The organism is Bacillus sp. USDA818B3_A (genome assembly GCF_009928415.1).
Classification (GTDB): Bacteria; Bacillota; Bacilli; order Bacillales; family Cytobacillaceae; genus Neobacillus.
This window is the reverse complement of the sequence record NZ_JAABNN010000037.1, coordinates 1-21,910: the sequence shown is the minus strand read 5'-3', so window position 1 is coordinate 21,910 and position 21,910 is coordinate 1. Positions and strand designations below refer to the sequence as shown.

23 protein-coding genes, 1 rRNA gene and 1 other annotated feature are annotated in these 21,910 nt (G+C 39.1%); of the genes, 4 read left to right on the top strand and 20 right to left on the bottom strand.

The window, feature by feature from the left end; translation table 11 throughout:
- Positions 1 to 85: 85 nt before the first annotated feature.
- A complete protein-coding gene (locus tag GXK58_RS26045) occupies positions 86 to 469 on the bottom strand; it encodes an SET domain-containing protein (RefSeq protein WP_160726082.1) in 384 nt (127 codons plus the stop codon).
- A 241-nt stretch (positions 470 to 710) separates the two neighbouring features.
- Here GXK58_RS26045 and GXK58_RS26040 point away from each other — a divergent pair, with 241 nt between their 5' ends.
- A complete protein-coding gene (locus GXK58_RS26040) occupies positions 711 to 1,115 on the top strand; it encodes a hypothetical protein (RefSeq protein ID WP_160726081.1) in 405 nt (134 codons plus the stop codon).
- A gap of 98 nt (positions 1,116 to 1,213) precedes the next feature.
- On the opposite strand, the gene GXK58_RS26035 is transcribed toward GXK58_RS26040, so the two are convergent.
- The 9 genes from GXK58_RS26035 to GXK58_RS26000 all read right to left on the bottom strand — a co-directional run bounded on the left by GXK58_RS26035 (position 1,214) and on the right by GXK58_RS26000 (position 10,176).
- Entirely contained in the window at positions 1,214 to 1,549 is a 336-nt protein-coding gene (locus GXK58_RS26035; protein WP_160726080.1) for a hypothetical protein, read from the bottom strand.
- A gap of 94 nt (positions 1,550 to 1,643) precedes the next feature.
- Positions 1,644 to 2,159: a YbaK/EbsC family protein gene (locus GXK58_RS26030; RefSeq protein WP_160726079.1), complete on the bottom strand. Its 516-nt coding sequence runs from the start codon at positions 2,157 to 2,159 to the stop codon at positions 1,644 to 1,646.
- Positions 2,160 to 2,763: 604 nt separating this feature from the next.
- Complete coding sequence (locus tag GXK58_RS26025; RefSeq protein WP_160726078.1) at positions 2,764 to 3,087, bottom strand: hypothetical protein; 324 nt, start codon at positions 3,085 to 3,087, stop codon at positions 2,764 to 2,766.
- Between the two features lie 265 nt (positions 3,088 to 3,352).
- Positions 3,353 to 3,439, bottom strand: a complete 87-nt coding sequence (locus GXK58_RS27815; protein ID WP_442862508.1) for a hypothetical protein — start codon at positions 3,437 to 3,439, stop codon at positions 3,353 to 3,355.
- Positions 3,440 to 3,700: 261 nt separating this feature from the next.
- Positions 3,701 to 4,420 carry a YebC/PmpR family DNA-binding transcriptional regulator gene (locus GXK58_RS26020; protein WP_160726077.1) on the bottom strand — a complete coding sequence of 240 codons (720 nt, stop codon included), beginning with the start codon at positions 4,418 to 4,420 and terminating at the stop codon, positions 3,701 to 3,703.
- A gap of 223 nt (positions 4,421 to 4,643) precedes the next feature.
- Positions 4,644 to 5,909 (bottom strand): threonine ammonia-lyase IlvA, encoded by a 1,266-nt coding sequence (gene ilvA / locus GXK58_RS26015; protein ID WP_160726076.1) that lies wholly within the window; start codon positions 5,907 to 5,909, stop codon positions 4,644 to 4,646.
- Between the two features lie 62 nt (positions 5,910 to 5,971).
- Positions 5,972 to 6,220: a binding site (T-box leader), on the bottom strand.
- 208 nt (positions 6,221 to 6,428) lie between these two features.
- Positions 6,429 to 7,757: an MDR family MFS transporter gene (locus tag GXK58_RS26010; RefSeq protein ID WP_160726075.1), complete on the bottom strand. Its 1,329-nt coding sequence runs from the start codon at positions 7,755 to 7,757 to the stop codon at positions 6,429 to 6,431.
- A 142-nt stretch (positions 7,758 to 7,899) separates the two neighbouring features.
- On the bottom strand, positions 7,900 to 9,135 hold the full coding sequence (locus tag GXK58_RS26005; protein ID WP_160726074.1) for an ATP-binding protein: 1,236 nt from the start codon (positions 9,133 to 9,135) through the stop codon (positions 7,900 to 7,902).
- A gap of 162 nt (positions 9,136 to 9,297) precedes the next feature.
- Positions 9,298 to 10,176: a proline iminopeptidase-family hydrolase gene (locus GXK58_RS26000; RefSeq protein WP_160726073.1), complete on the bottom strand. Its 879-nt coding sequence runs from the start codon at positions 10,174 to 10,176 to the stop codon at positions 9,298 to 9,300.
- Between the two features lie 149 nt (positions 10,177 to 10,325).
- Between GXK58_RS26000 and GXK58_RS25995 the strand changes: the two genes are divergently transcribed.
- Complete coding sequence (locus GXK58_RS25995) at positions 10,326 to 10,475, top strand: hypothetical protein (protein ID WP_160726072.1); 150 nt, start codon at positions 10,326 to 10,328, stop codon at positions 10,473 to 10,475.
- A 38-nt stretch (positions 10,476 to 10,513) separates the two neighbouring features.
- On the opposite strand, the gene GXK58_RS25990 is transcribed toward GXK58_RS25995, so the two are convergent.
- The 7 genes from GXK58_RS25990 to GXK58_RS25965 all read right to left on the bottom strand — a co-directional run bounded on the left by GXK58_RS25990 (position 10,514) and on the right by GXK58_RS25965 (position 16,527).
- Positions 10,514 to 11,638 (bottom strand): NADH-dependent flavin oxidoreductase, encoded by a 1,125-nt coding sequence (locus GXK58_RS25990; RefSeq protein WP_160726071.1) that lies wholly within the window; start codon positions 11,636 to 11,638, stop codon positions 10,514 to 10,516.
- Between the two features lie 13 nt (positions 11,639 to 11,651).
- A complete protein-coding gene (locus tag GXK58_RS25985; RefSeq protein WP_160726070.1) occupies positions 11,652 to 12,326 on the bottom strand; it encodes an NAD(P)H-dependent oxidoreductase in 675 nt (224 codons plus the stop codon).
- A gap of 141 nt (positions 12,327 to 12,467) precedes the next feature.
- Positions 12,468 to 12,608 carry a hypothetical protein gene (locus GXK58_RS27150; RefSeq protein ID WP_202171458.1) on the bottom strand — a complete coding sequence of 47 codons (141 nt, stop codon included), beginning with the start codon at positions 12,606 to 12,608 and terminating at the stop codon, positions 12,468 to 12,470.
- A gap of 73 nt (positions 12,609 to 12,681) precedes the next feature.
- The gene (locus tag GXK58_RS25980) at positions 12,682 to 13,695 is read right to left on the bottom strand and encodes an NAD(P)/FAD-dependent oxidoreductase (protein ID WP_160726069.1); all 1,014 of its coding nucleotides are present in this window, start codon (positions 13,693 to 13,695) and stop codon (positions 12,682 to 12,684) included.
- An 18-nt stretch (positions 13,696 to 13,713) separates the two neighbouring features.
- Positions 13,714 to 14,538 (bottom strand): ABC transporter ATP-binding protein, encoded by an 825-nt coding sequence (locus tag GXK58_RS25975; RefSeq protein WP_160726068.1) that lies wholly within the window; start codon positions 14,536 to 14,538, stop codon positions 13,714 to 13,716.
- Between the two features lie 13 nt (positions 14,539 to 14,551).
- Complete coding sequence (locus GXK58_RS25970) at positions 14,552 to 15,565, bottom strand: FecCD family ABC transporter permease (RefSeq protein WP_160726084.1); 1,014 nt, start codon at positions 15,563 to 15,565, stop codon at positions 14,552 to 14,554.
- Positions 15,566 to 15,573: 8 nt separating this feature from the next.
- Positions 15,574 to 16,527: a FecCD family ABC transporter permease gene (locus GXK58_RS25965; RefSeq protein ID WP_160726083.1), complete on the bottom strand. Its 954-nt coding sequence runs from the start codon at positions 16,525 to 16,527 to the stop codon at positions 15,574 to 15,576.
- Positions 16,528 to 16,891: 364 nt separating this feature from the next.
- On the opposite strand from GXK58_RS25965, the gene GXK58_RS25960 reads away from it, so the two are divergent.
- Together GXK58_RS25960 and GXK58_RS25955 are read left to right on the top strand one after the other, a co-directional pair.
- Positions 16,892 to 17,845, top strand: coding sequence for an iron-hydroxamate ABC transporter substrate-binding protein (locus tag GXK58_RS25960; RefSeq protein ID WP_160726067.1), 954 nt, complete (start codon positions 16,892 to 16,894; stop codon positions 17,843 to 17,845).
- Positions 17,846 to 17,945: 100 nt separating this feature from the next.
- Positions 17,946 to 19,151, top strand: coding sequence for an MFS transporter (locus GXK58_RS25955; protein WP_160726066.1), 1,206 nt, complete (start codon positions 17,946 to 17,948; stop codon positions 19,149 to 19,151).
- Positions 19,152 to 19,475: 324 nt separating this feature from the next.
- On the opposite strand, the gene GXK58_RS25950 is transcribed toward GXK58_RS25955, so the two are convergent.
- From GXK58_RS25950 to rrf, 3 genes are all read right to left on the bottom strand, one after another.
- On the bottom strand, positions 19,476 to 20,141 hold the full coding sequence (locus GXK58_RS25950; RefSeq protein ID WP_237389785.1) for a hypothetical protein: 666 nt from the start codon (positions 20,139 to 20,141) through the stop codon (positions 19,476 to 19,478).
- Between the two features lie 295 nt (positions 20,142 to 20,436).
- A complete protein-coding gene (gene bioB / locus GXK58_RS25945; RefSeq protein WP_160726064.1) occupies positions 20,437 to 21,429 on the bottom strand; it encodes a biotin synthase BioB in 993 nt (330 codons plus the stop codon).
- A 401-nt stretch (positions 21,430 to 21,830) separates the two neighbouring features.
- Positions 21,831 to 21,910 (bottom strand): 5S ribosomal RNA (rrf, locus tag GXK58_RS27810); the annotation flags it as partial.

Sequence of the window (21,910 nt, the reverse complement as noted above, 5' to 3'; positions counted from 1 at the left end):
GGATTGGACTTTCACCAACTAGCAATTAACGGCTTGCTGGGCACGCAATAAAAAAAGAGCACAAAAATATGTGCCCCGCTCTAAATTACTTTTTCTCTTTATCAAACCAAAGTGGTTCCTGATCATCCTCATCACCATTGTAGTTAATCAGAATCTCATCCCCTGCTTTAATATCCCGATACGCATAAAAATCAAATGTATGATTCGGAAAGTTAATTTCATACGTAGCATTTGGCTGATAGGAATGGTTAAATAGCATTCCATATCCCAAAAGTAGAGCTGTATGATTCTTACCATATTCAAAAGCATAATCCGCCAACAGCGTTTTTTCTATGTGGACGTGTTCTTCATTTGGATAAGGAATGACCGGTGCCTGATGAATCAGTTCCCCTTTCGCGATATCAACAGTGGCAAAAACCCCTCTATTCAATTCCCCATCACTTAGCTTGGATGTCTTTATCTCAATCATATTATCACCTATACGCTCTTTCTAAAGAAGATTTGTCATTATAAGCTTGCCAGACTACAGCCAATAAAGCAAATACTTTTGCTGGAATTTTGGTGCCTGTCACCATTTTGTAGGTTGGCATAGTATTAATTTTTTTATGCTTGCTCTAGTTTTAAGGCAATGTGTAAATGGTCTTTTAAGTTATATTCTTTTATATCTTGGCATATTTTAGAATGTACGTTCGTATAAGGAGGGGGCAGCTATGGTTAACAATGGGGAGACCTTAATTTCAGGTGATATGTTACTGAGGTATTACGAACTTAATAAACAGAAGAAAGAAATTGAAATGGAAATGAATGAACTAAAAGATACGTTTCAGCGCTATTTTAATAATTTAGTCGGTACGCAGCAAAAAGGGGAAATTACCGTTAGCGGGTTTAAACTTCAAAGGCAAATTCGAAAAACAGAGAAATTTAACGAGGAAGAAACAGTTAAAAGATTGGAAGAATTACAGATGACTGACCTGATTCAGGTGATCAGGAGACCGGATGATACAAAGATTAAGGCAGCTCTCGATCTGGGTTTACTTTCGCAAAGCCACTTAGAGGGCTGTGTGACAACCAGTTACTCGCCAGCCCTATCTGTTAAACCGCTCACACCAAGATAAGAACGGATAAGATTCGAAGCGATGCTGTGGGTGATTATTGGTATTTTAAGCACTAAAAAGAGGCAAGGATTCTTTCCAAGCCTCTTTTTACTAAGGGACTATAATTCATTCGTGCTTCTTTTTAAAATATAACAGGTTCCATCTTCAGCAAAATATAGACATTCACCCTGTTTTTCATTGAAATCCACATTCTTTTTGTCGTACATTAACTTTTTTACTTTAATGAATTGCTCGATCAGATTTTTATCTGGATTATAAATAATCCCTGTATCTCCATTTGTAGTGACGAATCCTTTCGGGTCGTTTTTCCGTTCCGGCTTTAGTTCCGCCGACCAGCTGGCATCAATGAGCAGCGTACCCGCATTCATTTTCGACTTTCTGTTTTGGATGGACCAGGTCTTTCGGCAATTACAGCGGTATATTTTGAATTTCATCACACGATTCCTTCTTCCTATGATGATAATAATTGCAAAATCCAAAATAAAATCACTGTAATTATATTAGTTGCTAAGGCAAATTATTAATAAATTATGCCTCTATCTTTTGATTAGCATCGACGGTCTCTTTGTCCTCTCCCCATCCTTTACATACATCCACCCACTCTTTTGCAAAAGAGTACTGATATAATTCTTCCAATGATAACTCAATGGCAGAATTGGTACTGCCGCATGCTGGGAAAACTGTATCGAACCGCTGCATGGATACATCGAGATATACTTCAAGGTTATTGCTCAAACCAAACGGGCAAACCCCGCCAATGGAATGTCCTGTTTGCTTAAGAACCTCATCAGGAGACAGCATGCGAGCTTTGTAACCGAAAAACTGGCGGAATTTCTTATTATCAATCTTTGCATCTCCAGCCGCAACAATTAAAATCGCGTTTTCTTCTGAACTCCTGAAGGATAACGTCTTTGCAATCCGCGCAGGGCTTACACCAATAGTTTCTGCCGCTTGATCCACGGTTGCACTGGATGTTTCAAATTCCATTACATCCTTCTGCCGATTCCATTGTTCAAAATGCTTCTTAACACTTTCTATTGACAAATTAATCCACCCTTTCCTCTATTCACAATATTAAAATAATAACATACATGAAAGGGATAAAGCGAACAGCCAACTTAACAACATTAAGAACGGGAATCCTGAAATACAATTGATGTTATCCTTCATGAATAAAGTAGGGAAACCTCTCCATGGGCTTCCCCCTTATCAAACTGTGATGTTTATGAATAAACGCTACACGCAATCTTTTCCTTATGTAACCTCAATAGGTAAGAAGTTTTCGCATCAACCGAGTTATACAATTTGCTTTCCTGCCCAAATTCTTTATTAGTTTTTATTATAGTCACGAAGTAATTGACTTTCCCTCTAATAATAGGATTCACACTTTCAATCCACTCTTCCCTACTCAGCTTTAGTGTCTTCCGTGTCTTTTCCTTTTTATCTTTTAACCGAAATCTTTGATGGAGTCTTCTTTAGGTGTTATATGAAAGACTAGCTTTTTGTCTTTCTTTCCTTCTCTCCAGTGAGGGAATGTGAAACCCAGAGGGTCAAAATCGCCCTTATTAAAATTTACAATTTTTGTATTTTCTTTTGAAATTTAAATCCTAGTTCATTCAACTTATCCTTAGTGATAGTGTCTGCTTTTTTACTCTTCAGTTAAATTAAATTCATGATCTAAATAGGTAACGTCTTTATCAGTAGTAAAGAAGTTGAATAAAGATGTTGTTTTTAGTTTCATTTCCATTTTTCTTAGAAATTCAATGGAGCTGTCTTTTGCTTCTCCGAGATAAATACCTGCATTTTGTGACCAATAATATCTACCTTCTTTATTTACATTTACAGCTAATGCGACATGATTTTCAAACCAATATAATACATGCTTTTTATCAATAAGAATGCCTTTGGTATCCTCTTGCCATTCCCCAAAATCTAGACGATAAGTAACCTCGTAAATGTTTTCATTCATCATTAGTGCCTTCCTTTTTAAGTTTGATAGTGGACCTGTTGATTTTGTTAGTTCTACAATGTTTTCATTTTTTTGTGATTGTAAGTATCTGGCTGTGTGCGGACTACAGCGAATCGATGGTCTCACTTTTGATTTTTTTTTTTGGCATTTTTCACGATAATTACAACAGCTCCTGTAGGTAACATCTTCCCATTTCTTGATAAAAAATAATTATTATCTATCATAGGCTTGTCTTTTAAATATTCATGCTTTACTCTCTCGTACTTTATTATAGGTTCATGAGATAGGCTTTTATATGCTTAGTTGTAATATCTTCTACTTCTTCAAGATTAAATTCATTTTTCAAAAACGTAATAAATGCTTTGTTTTTATTTTTATAGCCTTTTATTGTACAGTGACTATAATTTTTTTATTTTTAAGTGGTATAAAAAATTCTTTGTAAATATCGTTTAAATCCATACAAAAAAACCCACCCTTGCTATGAATTTCTCATACCAAAAGTGAGTTAAACATTTGTTACTGTAATTTACAGTAGTTTTGTGCAGGTATATCCCTGTTCGTTAAATTTGAACAAACTAACAATATTCAAAAGCCTTATTTAAAACCTGCTTTTTTCTTATTCCCCAAGGTCAACGTTATGGTACACTCGTTGAACATCCTCTAAATCTTCTAATACATCAATCATTTTTTCAAATTTAGCCAATGCTTCATCCTCAAGGGTTACTTCGTTCTGTGGAAGCATAGTTAATTCTGCAACGGTAAATTCAGTTACTCCAGCTTGCTTGAAAGCTTCTTGCATGGCATGGAACTGATCTGGCTCCGCATATACAATCACTTGCTCGTCTTCCTCAATGATGTCACGTACATCGACATCGGCTTCCATTAATAATTCAAGAACATCATCGGAAGATTTTCCTTCCACACCGATAACAGCTGTTGAATCAAACATATAGGAGACAGAACCGCTCACGCCCATGTTCCCGCCGTTTTTACCAAAAGCAGCACGAACATCCGCTGCCGTACGGTTTACGTTATTTGTCAAGGCATCAACGATTACCATTGAACCGTTTGGTCCAAAGCCTTCATAACGAAGTTCAGTATAGCTTTCTTCAGAACCGCCTTTCGCTTTTTCAATCGCGCGGTCAATGATATGTCTTGGCACATTGTAAGTTTTCGCACGCTCTAAGACAAATTTTAATGCTTGGTTAGATTCAGGATTTGGTTCCCCACTGCGAGCCGCTACATAAATTTCAACGCCAAACTTTGCGTAAATACGGCTTGTATTTGCGTCTTTTGACGCCTTCTTTTCTTTAATGTTGTTCCATTTACGTCCCATTCTGAACACTCTCTTTCCAATTCGAATCTCTCAAAATGCCTTAAGCGAAAATGAATTTTTCACTATAACTTTTTGATGTTCATAGGTTTTATACTGACTAGAAAACAATAATTGTCTTCATGCACAAATATTATTATACATTAATTGTTGCATTTGTTAAGTATCCTGGCATCTAAAACATAAAAAAGACCATTCCAGCAGTGCGTGGATGGTCTTTTTTAAATTAAACTAACATCTGAAATAATGTGCTGTCCTTATTCACTTCTCTGTGTAAAAATCCTTTTGCTTTGATCCGTTCAATTAATGGATAGTAATCTTCTTTATCTTTCAACTCAATCCCTACTAATGCAGGCCCAGTTTCACGGTTATTCTTTTTCGTATATTCGAAATGGCTGATGTCGTCATTTGGCCCTAAAACATCAAATAGGAATTCACGCAATGCGCCTGGGCGCTGCGGGAATTGGACAATGAAATAATGCTGAAGCCCTTCATATAGCTTAGATCTCTCTTTAATTTCCTGCATCCGGCCGATATCATTGTTCCCGCCGCTGACAACGCAAACAACCGTTTTTCCCTTGATTTGCTCCGCGTAAGCGTCTAAAGCTGCCACTGAAAGGGCTCCTGTTGGTTCTACTACAATGGCATTTTCGTTATAAAGGGATAACAAAGTGGTACAAACTTTCCCTTCTGGTACCACGAGAATATCGTCAACAAGCTCCTTACAAATTTCGAAGGTATTAGAACCTACTGTCTTAACTGCAGCTCCATCAACGAACGGATCGATTTTCGGTAATGAAGTCACCTTACCTTTCAAGATGGATTCCTTCATTCCTGGTGCACCTTCCGGCTCTACCCCGATTAATTGTGTCTGCGGTGAGAAATGCTTCATATAAGTGCCGCACCCAGCAACAAGTCCACCGCCCCCGATGGCTGCAAAAAGGTAGTCTATTTTTTCCGGACAATCATTGAGTAATTCAACCGCAACTGTCCCTTGGCCCGCGATCACATCAAAATCATCGAAAGGATGGATAAAGGTGCGGTTTTCCGCCACGCTGCACTCTTTTGCTTTTTCGGAAGCATCATCAAAGGTGTCACCGGTCAGGACAATTTCTACACTGTCTTTGCCCCAGAATTTCACTTGGTTTACCTTTTGTTTTGGTGTTGTAGTTGGCATAAAGATTTTTCCGTTAATCTTTAACAAGTGACAGGAATAGGCGACACCTTGTGCATGGTTACCGGCACTTGCACAGATAATCCCGTTCTTTAATTCTTCCTCATTTAGCTTTTTAATGCGGTTATAGGCGCCGCGGATTTTAAATGAGCGAACACTTTGCATATCTTCTCGTTTTAAATAAATATGACATCCATACCGTTCAGATAATAAGTGATTGTATTGAAGTGGAGTTGGTGAAATGACATCTTTGATCGTATGACTGGCAATGATGATGTCCTCCACGTTAAATGCTTTTTTATCGACTTGTTGACTCATCCTTTACTTCCTCCTCTATTAGTACACATTTGTTTAAAGACAACAAAAAACCCGCCCCTGGTTATAGGGACGAGTGAACTCGCGATACCACCCTACTTCCGCTGCCTAATTGATAATGCTAGCGGCTCTCGATCAACGTACGACTGGCCGTACGTGTTCCAAGGTAACGGTGGACATTCCGGTATAGCTTACTAAAAGGTTCAGCTACACATCTCGGAGATGATTTTCAGATAGTCTCGTTATCGACTCTCACCAACCGTCGACTCTCTATAAACAAGGACCTAACCTACTCTTCTCGTCATCAATTCATATGTAAGATTTTAGATTAGGTTACCACCGAAAAAAAAGTCTGTCAATGTTTTTAGACTATTTTAACTATTTTGTTTATTTTAAAGCGCTTACATTTGGTGCCTGTCACCATTACTACTATCGAGAGATTATTAAATGAAAATGGAATGGTCCGGCCATTATCGGGCCGGACCATTCTTATCGGACGATCGGTTTCTTTCTCTATTTCAATTACTGTTCCTTAACGGCCGATGAAGTCTGAGACGGGATGATAAAACTTATAGCAACTGTCACTAAGCTCAAAATGAGCGCATATAGAAACACGTTTTTCATGCCCACACTGATATTCACTGCCTGGTTGATAATTAACCCCATGACGGTAACTCCTACTGATGTACCGATGTTCCTCAGGAAGATCTGAAGAGACGTTGACATCCCTTTAATATGTGCTTCAGCAAACTCTTGAGAGGCAATCGTACCGACCGCAAATAATAAACCAAAAGCGACCCCTTGTACAGTCAGTATTAAAAATAAGAATAAATAAGAAAGATCATTAATGAATAAATAAAGCATCAAGCCAGAAATAGCAGTTATAAAACTTCCAATAATAAATAAAGATTTGTAGCCAAAACGAATAATCCATTTCCCTGCAGGGGTACTTCCAAACATCCAGCCGAGCGCGATACTTAAGAGTATCAAACCGCTTTTGTAAATACTCATATGATTTCCTTCTTGTAAAAACAACGGAATGAAATTGGAAGTACCGAAGAAAGATAGACAGTAAAATAACATAAAAAGATTCGTGCGAAGAATTCCTTTATTTTTAAATAGGGATACAGGTAAAAAAGGCTGTTCTTCCTTTCTTTCAACCAACACAAAAACAATCAAGCCAATGATCCCTATGACCAAATACCATAAGGGAGTCTTTACATTGGTGGCTAAAAGTAAGAGCGTAATGGAAATCCCAAATAAAAAGAATCCTTTATAGTCAATATGCGCCTTTCTAAACTCCGTACTCTCCTTATAAGGGATCAAGCAAAGTACAGTGGCGATTCCAATTGGTATATTGATAAAGAAGATCCATCTCCAAGTTAAGGCTTCCACAAAAAAGGATCCTAAAATGGGTCCAACAATGGATGAAACCGCCCAAATACTACTAAAGACAGCTTGTATTTTACCGCGTTTCTCAATCGTAAATAAGTCTCCGACAATAATCATCGACAGGGGCACCATACCGCCGGCACCCAGCCCTTGAATTCCTCTATAAACGATTAGCGTCACCATGGAGTTGGCCATTCCACAAAAAATCGAACCAATCGTAAAAAGTCCAACCGAAATCATTAACAGTTTCTTCCGCCCGTACATATCTGACAGCTTCCCGTAAAGCGGCACAGTTATCGTACTAGCTAACATATATACAGAAAAAACCCAGGCAAATAACTCCATGCCGCCCAACTGTTTGACGATGGTCGGGCTGGCCGTTTGCATAATATTGGCATCTAGTGCAGAAATTAGAGTGGTTATTACCAAGCCCCAAAAAACATATTTATTTTTACCCATAAAACTTCTCCCTTTTTTTAACAAATAAAAAAATAGTGCACCTATCATTATAGCAAAATATGAATGACAACATCTATTATTTTATTAATTTTAAATGAAAAAAGCTCCAGCACGGCTGCTGGAACTTTTCAAAGTTAATTATTTAGATTGAATCAATCTTCAACAAAGTCTGAACAATCGAAGGTAAAATAATTTCAATGGTTGTCCCTTCATTTACTTTGCTTTGAATGGAGAGAGATCCCTGATGGCTTTCAATTATTTTGTAGCAAGTCATTAGTCCAAGACCAGTCCCTTTTTCCTTAGTCGTAAAAAATGGTTCTCCCAACGTAGAAATTCTTTCTACCGGGATACCGACACCCTCATCAATGACCTGGATTGAAATGAAACCTTCGTCCTTTTTCCTCACTTTAACAGAAATAGTTCCTCCTTGGGGCATGGCTTCAATGGCATTTTTAAAAAGATTGAGAAAAACCTGTTTTAATTGATTTTCTTCACAGCTCACCATCGGCAGGCCACTCTCGTAATCAACAGCAATCTCCACATTAGTTAATATCGTCTGGGTACCGATTAAGGTCACGACATCGTTTATTAATACCTTAATATCCCGTTCCGTAAAAACGGATGAAGACGGCTTAGCCAGAACAAGAAATTCACCGACAATGGCATTTATCCGATCGAGTTCAGATAAGACAATATCAAAATATTGATCCTTCAATTGCTTGGCCTTGAATAGTTGGATGAAACCTCTTATAGACGTGAGCGGATTACGGATTTCATGGGCAATACCGGCAGCCATTTGGCCTAAAAGGGCCAGTTTTTCCGATTTCTGTAAGATTTGCTCTGTTTGTTCTTTTCGATCCGTAATATCCTTACCAACTGATAAAACCGCTTCTTTTCCGCCAAATGAAATAAATAAGGAGGTGACTTCGAAAAAGAATGTGGACCCATCCAGACGCTTAGCCCTGTACTCAATCGTGTTAATTGGACTCTTTTCTTTATTGATCTGTTTAAACCGTTCCAGTAACCGCTCATTATACTCGGGTATAATAAACTCAAACAAGGACCTTCCGATCATATCCTCTCTGCGATCAAAGCCAGCCATGTTTACTGCGGCAAGATTGGCATATAGAAAACAATGATTATGTGTAATATAGACCGGCTGAGGCAATGAGTCGATTAATTTCTTATAGCTCTCTTCACTGCTCTTAGCTTTTTTTTCATAATACCGGACTTTATCATATTGCCACCCTACACCCCAGGCAATGATCGTAAAAATAAAAAAGTCAAGCGAGAAAAAGTCGTGCTGTCCGGTAAGTTTCTGATAAAACGTAAACAGGATGGAGATCGAGACCAGAATGAATTGACCATTTCTTTTCATCTTTATTATCCTCATGAATAAATTAGTTCAAAAATATTAGTACTAAGTGGGTATATTCGCCATAAAACTACAATATCCTCTAATTTTCGCTGGCAAAAAGTAAGTTTTTTCTCATATAGAAAAAGCAGCAAGAAGGAATCCCGCTGCTAGATACAATTACTATCATTTATTCTGATCGATAGTTCTTAGAAAATCTCCCATGACACTTAAATATTCCGCCGGTTCTTCAATGTAAGCCATATGGGCACTTTTTTCAAAAACATGAAATTTAGAGTTGGGAGTCAACCTGCTAAAATACTCTGTCGATTCAGGAGTCGCCTCATCGTATCGCCCGCAGGTGTATAAAGTTGGGCAATTTAGCTCCTTTAGCTGCTGGGTACAATCAAACTCCTTCAAATTCCCGAGAACAGTAAATTCGGACGGCCCCCACATAATATTATAGATTTCAGCATTCCGATATTCCCGCGGTCTTTGCTCGAGCCACTCTGGATTTTTCTCCAACCTGTTAACAAAATGCTTACCAAACACCTCAATTGCCGCTTCGAATTCTTTGGAATCCATTGTCCCATTTTCTTCACAGCGTATGATTGTCTCTTGGACATCAAGCGGCAGCTTTTTAAGGTTCCGTCTTTGGTCTTGCTCCCACATCGGAGCACTCAGACACGGACTAGAAAAAATAATACTTTCTATCCCCACAGGTCTTGTTAAAGCGTAAGCTGCAGCAAGCGTCGTTCCCCAAGAATGCCCCAGGATATGTACCTTTTCAAGATGAAGTGCTTCTCGTACTTGACCAACTTCTTCAACAAATCTCTCAATTTCCCATAAATGATTATTGATTGGCCGATCCGATCGTCCACAGCCTAATTGATCGTATAAGATAACCGGCCGATCAATGCTTAGCTCCTTTAATCCTTGTAACGAAAAGCATGAGGACCCAGGCCCGCCGTGTAAAACAAGTAATGGAGTGCCTTTTCCATTGTCATCAAACTTTTGATACCAAACTTTTCCCCCGGTTACCTCAATAAATCCCTCTTCGTACATAATGAATCTCTCCTTAATCAATCTATTCTTTATTATTCTACAATTAATATATAAATCCTTTCCAACCATTTGTTAGCAATGGAAAAGTGGGGCGATTGATGTAATAAAGCTCGTACTTTTTACAAACCATAAAAATGGAGGTGAAGATAATGGAAAAAAATAATAATCAATCCACCGAAACAACGAATAATGAAGAAATTATGAATAGAGTGAATCAAACCTTTGATAAAATTTCGCAGGATGTTCGGGACATGATCAATACCAACGATACAGAGGGTAACGATAATCAGCTTTCCTAGCATCGTTAAAAAGCATCCCAAAATATGGGATGCTTCTCTTATTCAACCCCTGGAAACCAGCCAGGCGTGTGTATGATTGCTTGCCAAAGCGGATCAGGCACCACCAGTTCCTGTTGTTTACTTTTATCAATTTTAGTGACAATCTCATCTTCACGGCCCTCTTTTACCTTCTGAACCCAATCAGGATCAATAATGAGCTCCCGTCCCATTGCTATTAATGGCACACCCGATTGAAAGGCTTTCAATACCTCATCTGCCGTATAAAGAGAGCCCACACCGATCACAGGTACTTTGCCGCCAACGCGCTCCTGAATGATTTCAATTCGGGCACGAGAATCATCCACACCACGTCTTGGTTTTGACCAAAATTCCTGCAACGAAACATGCAGATAATCGAGATCTTTCTCCGCAAGAGCATCCATTAGCACGAGTGTCTCGGCCATCGTGATTCCAGGTGTTTCCGGCTCCTCTGGCGAGAAACGGTATCCGACAATAAACGGACTCTTTGCATGTTCTGCAACAACTTTTATTACTTCATCCACCACCGCTAACGGAAACGATAGACGTTTTTCTATGCTCCCTCCCCATCGGTCCTCTCGGCGATTAGAGTGAGGGGAGAAAAATTGCTGAATCAGATAACCGTTCGCTCCATGAATTTCAACACCATCGTAGCCTGCTTCAATCGCCCGGCGAGTCGTCTCACCGAAATCGTGTATGATTGATTCGATTTCTTGATCAGTTAATTCCCTAGGTACAGGTTTCCCTTCTCCTTCAGATGGAACGGCACTTGCACTAACAATCTCGCCATTTGGTACTAATTCGGGCGGACACTGTCTGCCTCCGTGAAAAATTTGCAGGACTGCCTTCGCCCCTTGTTCTTTGATTCCTTCAGCAAGCTGCCGTAAACTCGGAATAAATTCATCCTTGTCGCCGCCAAACTCGCCAGAGAATCCCTTTCCATTGGCGGTTACATACGTACATGCGGTGATAACCATCCCGATACCGCCTGAACGTCGGGCATAATACTTCACCTCTGCATCAGTGACAGTACCGTCTGGATTGGAAGAAAAGTTGGTCATTGGTGCCATGACGATGCGGTTACTTACTTGCACTCCACTAGGAAACGCGAATGATTCGAACAGTGGTTCAAATTTTGAATTCATCTGTAACTCCTCCCTACTTGATCCATCTCACAATTTCGTTTAGTTCTTTTCGTGTCTTCGGTCGTTTCGGATCTTCTGCACGATACCCGAACGCAGCCATAACAGAGGCGCGTAATTTACCGTCCTCCAATAAACCCTCTTTTTCGAGAATTTCATTCACCGCTTGATAATCAAACCCTTCAATCGGGCAGGAATCAATTCCAATCAGAGCAGCCGCTGTCAACATATTCCCGAGGGCAATATAGGTTTGTCTGCAAGACCATTCATATAAGGCACGGTCGTTATCAAGCATCGGCAGGTCGCTCTCTTGGAAGCTTTTATAACGGCTCTGTAGAGTTTGAACTACCTCATCCGGCATTTGTTTTACCCTTTTCATCTGGTCGGCCACATAGTCAGAATCATATCTAACATCGGTTCTTGCTAAAATAACGACAAAATGACTGGCGGTAGGAAGCTGACCCTGCGCCCCCCAGGACACTTCTCTTAACTGTTCCCGTAAGTTCATATCTTGAATCACTAAAAAGACCCATGGTTCAATTCCAATTGAACTGGGTGATAATCTTCCCGCTTCTAAGATAAATTGGAAGTCTTCATCGGAAATTTTCTTTGTTACGTCAAAACTTTTCGTTGCGTGACGGAATTGATATGCCTCGAGAATTTCTTGCTTTTTCGTGTTGTTATCTCCCATTTTAATACTCCCTTATATATTCTGGACAACGTTTAGTTTGCCGTTTGTCTAAAGGTACAATACCCTATTTTCTTTGCCATAAAAAAACAGAATATCATAAAATAATGATATCCTGCTCCTGCTAAAGCTTTTTAAAGGTGATTATTCGCCTTGTGCACCATTTGGAGTCACTCTGCGAACATGGTCGTCCTCAAAATTGTTTTGACGAGCTTTCTCCACTTTATCATTTAAAAGTTTCTTTTGGTCTACCTCTGGTGAAGGTGTGTTCTTATCCTTGGACATTTAAATTTCCTCCTTTGTTAAGACATTTCCCCCTCACTTATTTTGCTGTCCTTTTAAAAAAATAATCATCGAATTAGTTCGTTATTCGGCTGCCCCTTAGACGCTGCAATTTGCTATGTGTGGTTGAAAAAAGGGGCTTCACCTTTTTATCAGGCTCTATGTATGCTTTGGCACTATTGACTGCAGTAGGACCTTCAAAAAATCCGCCGGTGATGAGATGCAGTTTATTCCTATAACCGGCAATATCACCCACAGCAAAGATTCCTTCAATATTCGTTTGCATCGAGTGATCAACTCTAATACTTCCGTTCTCAAATTCTAATCCCCACTGTTTGATTTCGCCCAGCTCGATCGAAAAGCCATGATTTAATAAAACGGCATCTATGCTAATTTCCATTGTTTCTTCTGTTTTAATATGTTTGACACTTACACTACGCAATACTTCATCACCGTTTAAAGCATCCAAAATGTAAGGGGTCAAAATGTCTGCCCTGGAGCTTTTCAAATTGTAGATATTTCTTTCCATTCCGGAAAACTCATCTCTGCGATGAACAACCGTCACACGTTTAGCAATCGGCAGTAGTCGGTTAGCCCATTCAACCGCAGAGTTCCCGCCGCCATAAATTAACACATGCTGATTTTGAAAATCTTGATAATTATCCACTGAATGATAGAGATATCCTGCGTATTTGTCCGCGTTAAGAAGGTCTAATTTGGAATTCTTAATTGCTCCAAAACCTGTTGCTAAAATGACGGTTTTTGTATGGTGCTGTGCACCGTTATGACTCGTTAATAAGAATGTCCCATCACTAAGCCTTTCCAAATCCTTTACTTGTTGATTTAACACGATTGTTGGATTAAAGGTCCTTGCTTGTTGTTCTAATTGTCTAATTAAATTTTCCCCGGTAATTTCCGGGATCCCGCCAATATCCCCAATCACTTTTTCTGGATAAAAATAAGAAACCTTGCCTCCTAAGTATGGAAGGTACTCAATAATTTTAGTTTCCATTTCCCGCATACCACAATAAAAGGCAGTATATAAACCGACTGGCCCACCGCCAATTATCGTTACATCGTAAAGTTTCATATGATCCCCATCCTGCCTCTAAAAGCTAGACGCTTTTTGTTTCTCCATCTGTGTTTCTTTCTTCAGTAAATTATAGGAAAGGCATACAGGCTTGTTCGTCCTGGGATCTTTCACAATTTCCGCATCAATTTGAAAGACCTCTTTTAACACTTCATGTGTCATAACCTCGTCTGCTGTTCCTTCCTTGACCAGCTTTCCACCACGAAGAGCGACCATATGATGGGAGAAGCGTGCCGCATGGTTTAAGTCATGAATGACCATTACAATGGTCCGTCCCTCTTCTGTATTTAATTTGTCTAATAGTTGTAAAATTTCAAGCTGATGAGCCATATCCAGGTAAGTAGTAGGTTCATCTAACAGCAATAATTCTGTTTCTTGAGCAATTGCCATCGCAATCCATGCACGCTGCCGCTGACCGCCAGAGAGGGCATCCACAGCATTTCCAGCAAAAGAAGACAGACCGGTTACGTCTAGGGCCCAATCAATCACCTTTCGATCCTTTTCAGTTAACTTACCAAAACCGCCTTGGTGCGGTGAGCGTCCAAAAGAGATTAATTCATAAACGGTTAAACCATTGGGCGCTTCTGGACTTTGCGGAAGAACAGCCATCTGCTTAGCTATTTCCTTTGAAGGGATCTTGTGTATCATTTTACCATCCAGATAGATAACCCCTGCATTTGCTTTATGCACACGAGCCAGTGTTTTTAGAATCGTGGACTTGCCACAGCCATTAGCCCCGATAATTGTTGTAATTTCGCCTTTATTTATATTTAAATTCAAGTTCTCTACAATGACTTTTTCTCCATAACCGATCTGAAGATGTTCAGTCGAAAGTGAAACCATAGGAGTGCCTCCTTTATTTTGCTTTCATAAGTAAATAGATAAAATAGGGAGCGCTGCAAACGGCTGTTACGATTCCAACGGGGATTTCAGTCGGAGCAAGCACGTTTTTCCCAATCGCATCTGCCGTTAAAAGCAGGAATGAGCCTAAAATAGCTGTAACCGGAAGAAGCAATTGATGTCTAGGTCCTATCAATTTTCTCGCAATATGCGGTGTAACTAAACCTAAAAATGCTATACCCCCGCCAGCAGCCACACTAAACCCGGCCAGCGCAACGGCCGCCAATAGTAATATTCTCCGTTCCTTTTCCACCTTTAATCCAAGACCTGTTGCAATTTGGTCTCCCAGGTTTAAAACATTTAAAACATGGGCCTTATAAATCGCATAGGGAAGGATGAGCAAAATCAATGGAACAATAATCGAAACAAACCGCCAATTTGCCCCCCAAATATCCCCTGAGAGCCAAACAGCTGCTTGCATGAAGTCCTGTGGGTTCATTTTAAGCTGAAAAATAACAATAGCTGCCCCGAAACCAGAATTTACGCCGATTCCTACAAGGATCAGCCGAACAGGATCGATTCCTTTTTTCCAAGCGAGCAGATAAATCAATATCGCTGCCACTACCGCTCCAATTAAAGCGAAAAAAGGCATTAGGAACACGCCAAAAGTGGATGCTACATCATTCATTGAGCTTTGAAAAAAATAGATAAATAGAATAACAGTAAAACCAGCCCCAGCATTGATACCTAAGATTCCTGGGTCTGCCAGTTCATTCTTTGTCACTCCTTGAAGGATGGCACCCGAAACCGCCAAAGCTGCTCCAATCACTAAGGATAAAATCATCCTTGGCAGCCGAAAATCCACTAAAACCAGTCGATCACGGGCAGTCCCCTGTCCAATCAATGTGTGAAATACATCCGATGGGGCAATCCTGACGACTCCCAAATTCAGGCTGATGATAATCATGATTATGGTTAGAATGACTAAACTACTTAAGGTTAAGATAAATTTTTTCCTTTTTTTATTCATCTCATGCATCATAGCCCTCTCCTTTCCCCGCGGGCAAGGTATAAGAAAAAGGGAACACCAATAATAGCTGTAATCGCACCGACAGGGGTTTCATATGGAGCATTAACCATTCTTGAAGCAATATCAGCAAGGACTAATAATAGCCCTCCCAATACAGCGGAAATCGGAATAATCCAGCGGTAATCAGAACCAATGATAAACCGTGTGATATGAGGGATGACTAGTCCGATAAAGCCAACCGAACCGGCAACAGAAACGGCTGCGCCGGTCAAAACAAGCACCACAATGACTCCAAGCGATTTGATTAATAAGGGGTTCTGTCCCAGTCCCTTTGAAACTTCTTCTCCTAAGCTCAGAATCGTAATTGATTGAGAGATAACCATTGCCAAAACAAGCCCGACTGCGCCGGCCATAAACAAAATTTTAATAGAAGTCCAGCTAATGGAGGTTAGTCCTCCGGCATACCAAAAGCTCATATCCTTCGCTACCTGAAAATGAAGTGCAAAGGCATTAGAGATCGCATTTAGCATCGAGCCTACAGCCACACCCGCAAGCGCCAATTTTACAGGTGTTAGACCCCCTTTTGAAAAAGAACCGATCAAAAAGACAAGGGTCACACCTAATCCAGCACCGGCTAATGAAGAAAAAGTAAGCCCTAAAATGGTTGTGGTGGGAAAGAAGGAAAGCGTGAGCACCAAAGCAAAAGCTGCACCATCAGTCACCCCCATAATCGAAGGTGATGCCAGCGGATTACGAGTTAACCCTTGCATAACGGCCCCAGAAACAGCTAAAAGCGCACCTACCATTACTGCTCCTAATGCCCTTGGCATACGTATTTCACGGATAATTTGGTGGGAAGCAAGGTTTGAATGATAATTAGTCACAGCTTCCCAAACGGTGTTAAGTTTAATATCTGCTGCCCCAAAGGCAATGGATAATCCGATTAACAAAAAAATCGTCATGAGACCAATAATTAAAACGAATAAACCTTTTATAGAAGTGCTCCGTTTTGTTTTGTGCTGCTTAGAATAGTCTATAGTGGCGCCATGAGGCTTGGCCTGTTCATTCAAAACGAACACCCTTTCTTTTAAAACAAGTGAAACTTAGTTTTAGCTTGATGAATTATATTGATAATCATTATCATTAGTATAAAGTTTTAATAAAGCTATTTCAATATGTACATACTATAAAAAGAATTTCCATAAATATCCTTAAAACATTTTTTACAAATAGTTTTATTATTTTTCATTTACTTATTGACTGATTACTTGAAAATGATTATCATTTGCATTAACAGACATGTAAGTATACATAGGAGGAAACACAATGTTAAAGAAGCGTTTATCTTTATTATTATCAATTCTTTCAATCTTATTTTTAGTCACTGCTTGTAATAATTCCGGAGGGAATTCCGCGGACGATACAGAGAACAAGGAAAATGAAAAAACGGAAGTCACTTTAACCGACGCCAAAGGCGAAGTCACCATTCCTGCAAATCCAAAGAAAATCATCGCACCTTATTTAGAGGATTCTTTAGTTGCTCTTGGGGTGAAACCAGCGGCCCAATGGTCAACTGGCACCTCGGTATTAGATTATTTACAGCCAGAGTTAAAAGGTGTTCCAAAAATCGGCTGGGATATGCCGCTTGAACAAGTGATTAACAATAATCCCGATCTAATCATTTTCAGTTCCCCTTCTGCCATCCAAAAAGGACAGTATGAAGAATATAAGAAAATAGCCCCAACCTACGTATTTAAGGACGAGATTAGTTCAGACTGGCGTAAACAGCTTACCCAAATGGGAGAAATCTTAAGTAAGCAGGACGAGGCAAAGGCTGCCCTCTCTGATTATGAAAAGAAAGCAGCCGATGCTAAATCAAATATTCAAACCGCTATTGGGGACCAAACTGTTGCGATTATTTGGGTCATGGCAGATAAATTTTATTTAATGGAACACAATCGTTTCAGTGCCAATGTGCTTTATAATGATCTTGGAATCAATCAGCCTGAGTTTGTGAAAAACCTGGGCGATGCAGCGGTTCAGTGGGATCCAATTGCACTTGAAAAATTACCTGAAATTAAGGCGGATCACATTTTTCTTATCAGTAAAAAAGGTGAAGCCGGCCTTGACCTGCTATCAAAAAGCTCTATTTGGAAAGGTCTAGATGCTGTTAAGAATGGTCATGTTTATGAAATGAACGACCCGAGTTATTGGACCATAAATGGATTGGTTGCAAGTGAAAAAACCATTGATGATGTACAAAAAGCATTAGTTAAATAAAATATTAAAAAGAGCAAGCCGATTTAAGGACTTGCTCTTTTCTTTCAAAATTTTATGGTAAAATAATAATTGATGGAATGAGAATGTGAGGACACTCAAAATGTGGAGAAACAAAAGTATATGGATTCTTTTAACAGGAGATTTCATCGCGGGTCTGGGCCTTTGGCTTGGCTTAATTGGTGATTTGGAGTTTATGCAAAAGACCATAGCTTCAGACTTTTTAAAATCACTAATTATGGCCATAGGGCTTTTAGCAGGTTTAGTTTTCGGACCATATGCAGGAAGACTCACTGATCAAATAAGCAAAAAGAAAGTAATGCTGATTGCCGGACTTGTTCGAATGATTAGTGTCCTTTTTATGCTAGTTGCTATATCGACAGGTTCGATTTGGTGGATGGTTCTTTTCCTTGTACTATTTCAAATTTCAGCAGCATTTTACTTTCCTGCGCTTCAAGCAAGCCTGCCTTTAGTGGCGTCTGATAAGGATTTACTTCAATTGAATGCCATTTTTATGAATGTATCAACACTTTCACGTATTATTGGGGCTGCATTAGGTGGTTTTTTATTAGTGGTTCTTCCCCTCTCCTTTTTATATGTGGGTTCATTAGCCGCTTATGTGGTATTATTCATTCTTACTTTTTTCTTAAATATCGAGGAAAACAAGATTGTTCCTTTAAGAAAGGCATTTGATGAAGATACAGGATTTAATGAGGTCCTTCCTGTTATAAAAAACACACCCATTGTCTTACTGACGCTTATTATTACGATTGTGCCTGCCCTTTTCCTAAGCGGAGTTAATCTGATGGTCATTAATATTAGTGAGATCCAGGAGAGTGCGGCTATCAAAGGCTGGGTATATGCGGCAGAGGGAATTTCCTTTATGATTGGCGCAATCTCAGCTAGAAAAATAAATAATCAGCTATCTTCCTATACTGTCTTGTTTGGCAGTTCGTTTTTGATCGGATTATCACAGCTGCTGCTCTATTTTGCTGCTAATCCACTCTTGACGGTGTTTGCCTTTTTACTATTTGGGTTTTCGGCTGGCAGTTTCTTTCCTACCGCTGCCACGATCTTTCAAACCCAAGTGCCAAAAGCTTTTCATGGACGTTTTTTCTCTTTCCAAAACATGCTCGACCGGGTAACCTACCAAATAATCTTACTGTTAACTGGTTTGTTATTAGATGTGATTGGGCTTCAAATAATGAGCCTGATCTTCGGCAGTATCTCTATTTTGTTGACGGTGATTTTCTACGGATGGAACCGGAAGTCTGGAATATTAATAAAACAAAGAGAAATTGAATTATAAAGCAGTAAGGGGGACTGTTCTTGTGTCTTTTGCAGCACAAGAACAGTCCCCCTTATTTGATTCAATATCTGTGTATTTATAGCCCGTATTGGAATCCTAAAATCTCGAACGTTTGTCTACCGAATAACTTGTATTACTAAAATCTCGGTCGTTAATAGGCCTGATTGTCTACCGAAAGACTTATCATTCTAAAATCTCAGTCGCCAATAGGGCTGATTGTCTACCGATAGACTTATCTTTCTAAAATCTCAGTCGCCAATAAGCCTGATTGTCTACCGATAGACTTGTATTTCTAAAACCTCGGTCGTCAATAGGCCTGATTATTTACCGAAATAATTTAAAAAGAAGAACACTAATCATTAGAGTAATAAGAGAAAACAGTATAGCTATACTTCCAAATGCAAGAACATAGACATTATATCCTGCTAGCTTGACAATCATATCGTAGGAATTCCAATTAAGTAAACCTGAAATGATATTAAACAAAAACAAAATGAAAAAGATCATGATTAACCCTTTCAGAGACCCCTTAATATCAGATTTACTTAATGCAATATGGGAAGAAATACTAAAGGCAATGATTAGAAAGAGCCAAAAAAGTGGATTTATCAAATTTTCGAATGTAAAAAGGCTCCTACAAATGCTAGAGATTGATTCCCAAAATGTGTTTAAGATGGTTAAATTTAGTTCCTCATAACTAACCCGTTGGTTTACCTCATTTTTAAAAGCAAAATATGATTGTGGTATTAAAAAATACATACTTAAAATCAATGAACCGATTCCACTGAATATGGGTCCTAGTCCAATAAAAAAATTGCCGACTTGCTGGTATAAACTATTGGGATTATAGTGATGTTCCACAAAACCAAGAATCCCGGATGGGTGATTTAATTGCAGTAAGCGGACCCTTGTAACACGATGCCCCCAAATAAAGCATTGGAGGAGATGACCTATTTCATGAATAGGGGTTCCAATCCATGCTGTAACCATTACTCCTTTTGGCCCAAAAGTACGGACTAAAAAGGAATTTGAAAGCCTTTCAAGTGCTCCTAAAACAAAACCAATAATAATTATGACTCCTAACAAGTAAAACAGTTCTATAAAACTTATTAGCAGTGTATGAAAAAAAGATAATAAAAAATTCATATGTGATTCCTTTCCATGCGGCCATTGATAACTACATTCTATCTACTATAGATAGCTAATAACCTCATTAAAATAAATAATATAAATAAAAAACTGATAGTAAAAGAGTTATGCTCACTCCCGTACTATCAGTTATTATTTATGTTTTAGCTGGTTCAGTTATAAAATCGATTTCAAAACCTAAATCCTCTAACATTTGATGGTCGGCGTTACTCTCTTGGCCCGCAGTTGTTAAGTAATCTCCGACAAAAATGGAATTTGCTGCATACAATCCAAGAGGCTGTAGACTGCGTAAATTCACTTCACGCCCGCCAGAGATACGTATTTCCTTTGTAGGATTTACGAAACGCATGAGTGCTAATACTTTTAAACAATATCTTGGATTTAATTCATTTGTGCCTTCTAAGGGAGTGCCTTTAATGGCATGCAGGAAATTGATTGGGATCGAGTCTGCATTGATAGCTTTTAGACTGTATGCCATATCAACCACATCTTCCTTTGTTTCCTTCATACCAACAATGACCCCGGAACAAGGAGAAATTCCATGTTGCTTTATTAGTTCAACGGTATTCACTCTATCTTGAAAAGAATGAGATGTTGTGATGTTATCGTGGTGATTTTCTGAAGTATTCAGGTTATGGTTGTACCTATCGACCCCTGCTTCCTTTAGTCTTACTGCTTGCTCCGGTTTTAAAATACCAAGGCAGGCACAAACTTTTAGGTTGTACTTGCTTTTAATTTCTTTTACTGCAGACACAACTTGAGCCACTTCACTATTGCTTGGACCTCTGCCGCTGGCAACGATACAATAGGTACCCACATTGAGTTGAAAAGCAGTCTTTGCGCCTATTAAAATTTGCTCTTTATCCAACATTCGATATTTATTAATTGGTGCGGTAGATATACTAGATTGAGAGCAATAGCCACAGTTTTCAGGACACATTCCTGATTTAGTATTCACGATCATATTTAACTTTACTTTATTACCGTAATGATGATGCCGTATTAAATAAGCCGCATGTAAAATCTCTAATAATTCGATATCATTCGTATTAAGTATACTAAGGGCATCCCCTCTCGAGAGCTCATTTCCTTCTATCACAGCTTGTGCTAGTTCATTCCATTTACTCATCTAATCACCTCTAATATCTCGATTTGTTTTCTTACGATTTAAGGCAGGATCCTCTCTCATGTTGCCTTACTATGTAATATTTTCCATAAAATAAGAATAATAGTTTTCTTTATTAATTGTCAACTTATTTATTTTACTAGTTAACAATTTGATGTTTGTATCAAAAATCCATAAATGCCATAGGGGATGACATGGAACTCAAAATTGTCTGTTTATCACAGTAAGTATGTACGAATTAAAGTAACGGATGATTGAAACGGAGCGAGAATTTAACATTAACTTAATTGATTTACGCAAAGTTACATCTCAGCTTTCTGCTAATTAGGCACCCACAGCTCGTCAAACAAGCCAAAAAATTTTTTTACAAAAAAAAGATAACCTAAAAAGGTTACCCATCGTTTGCCTGGCAACGTCCTACTCTCACAAGGGCAAAGCCCCAACTACCATCGGCGCTGAGAAGCTTAACTTCCGTGTTCGGTAT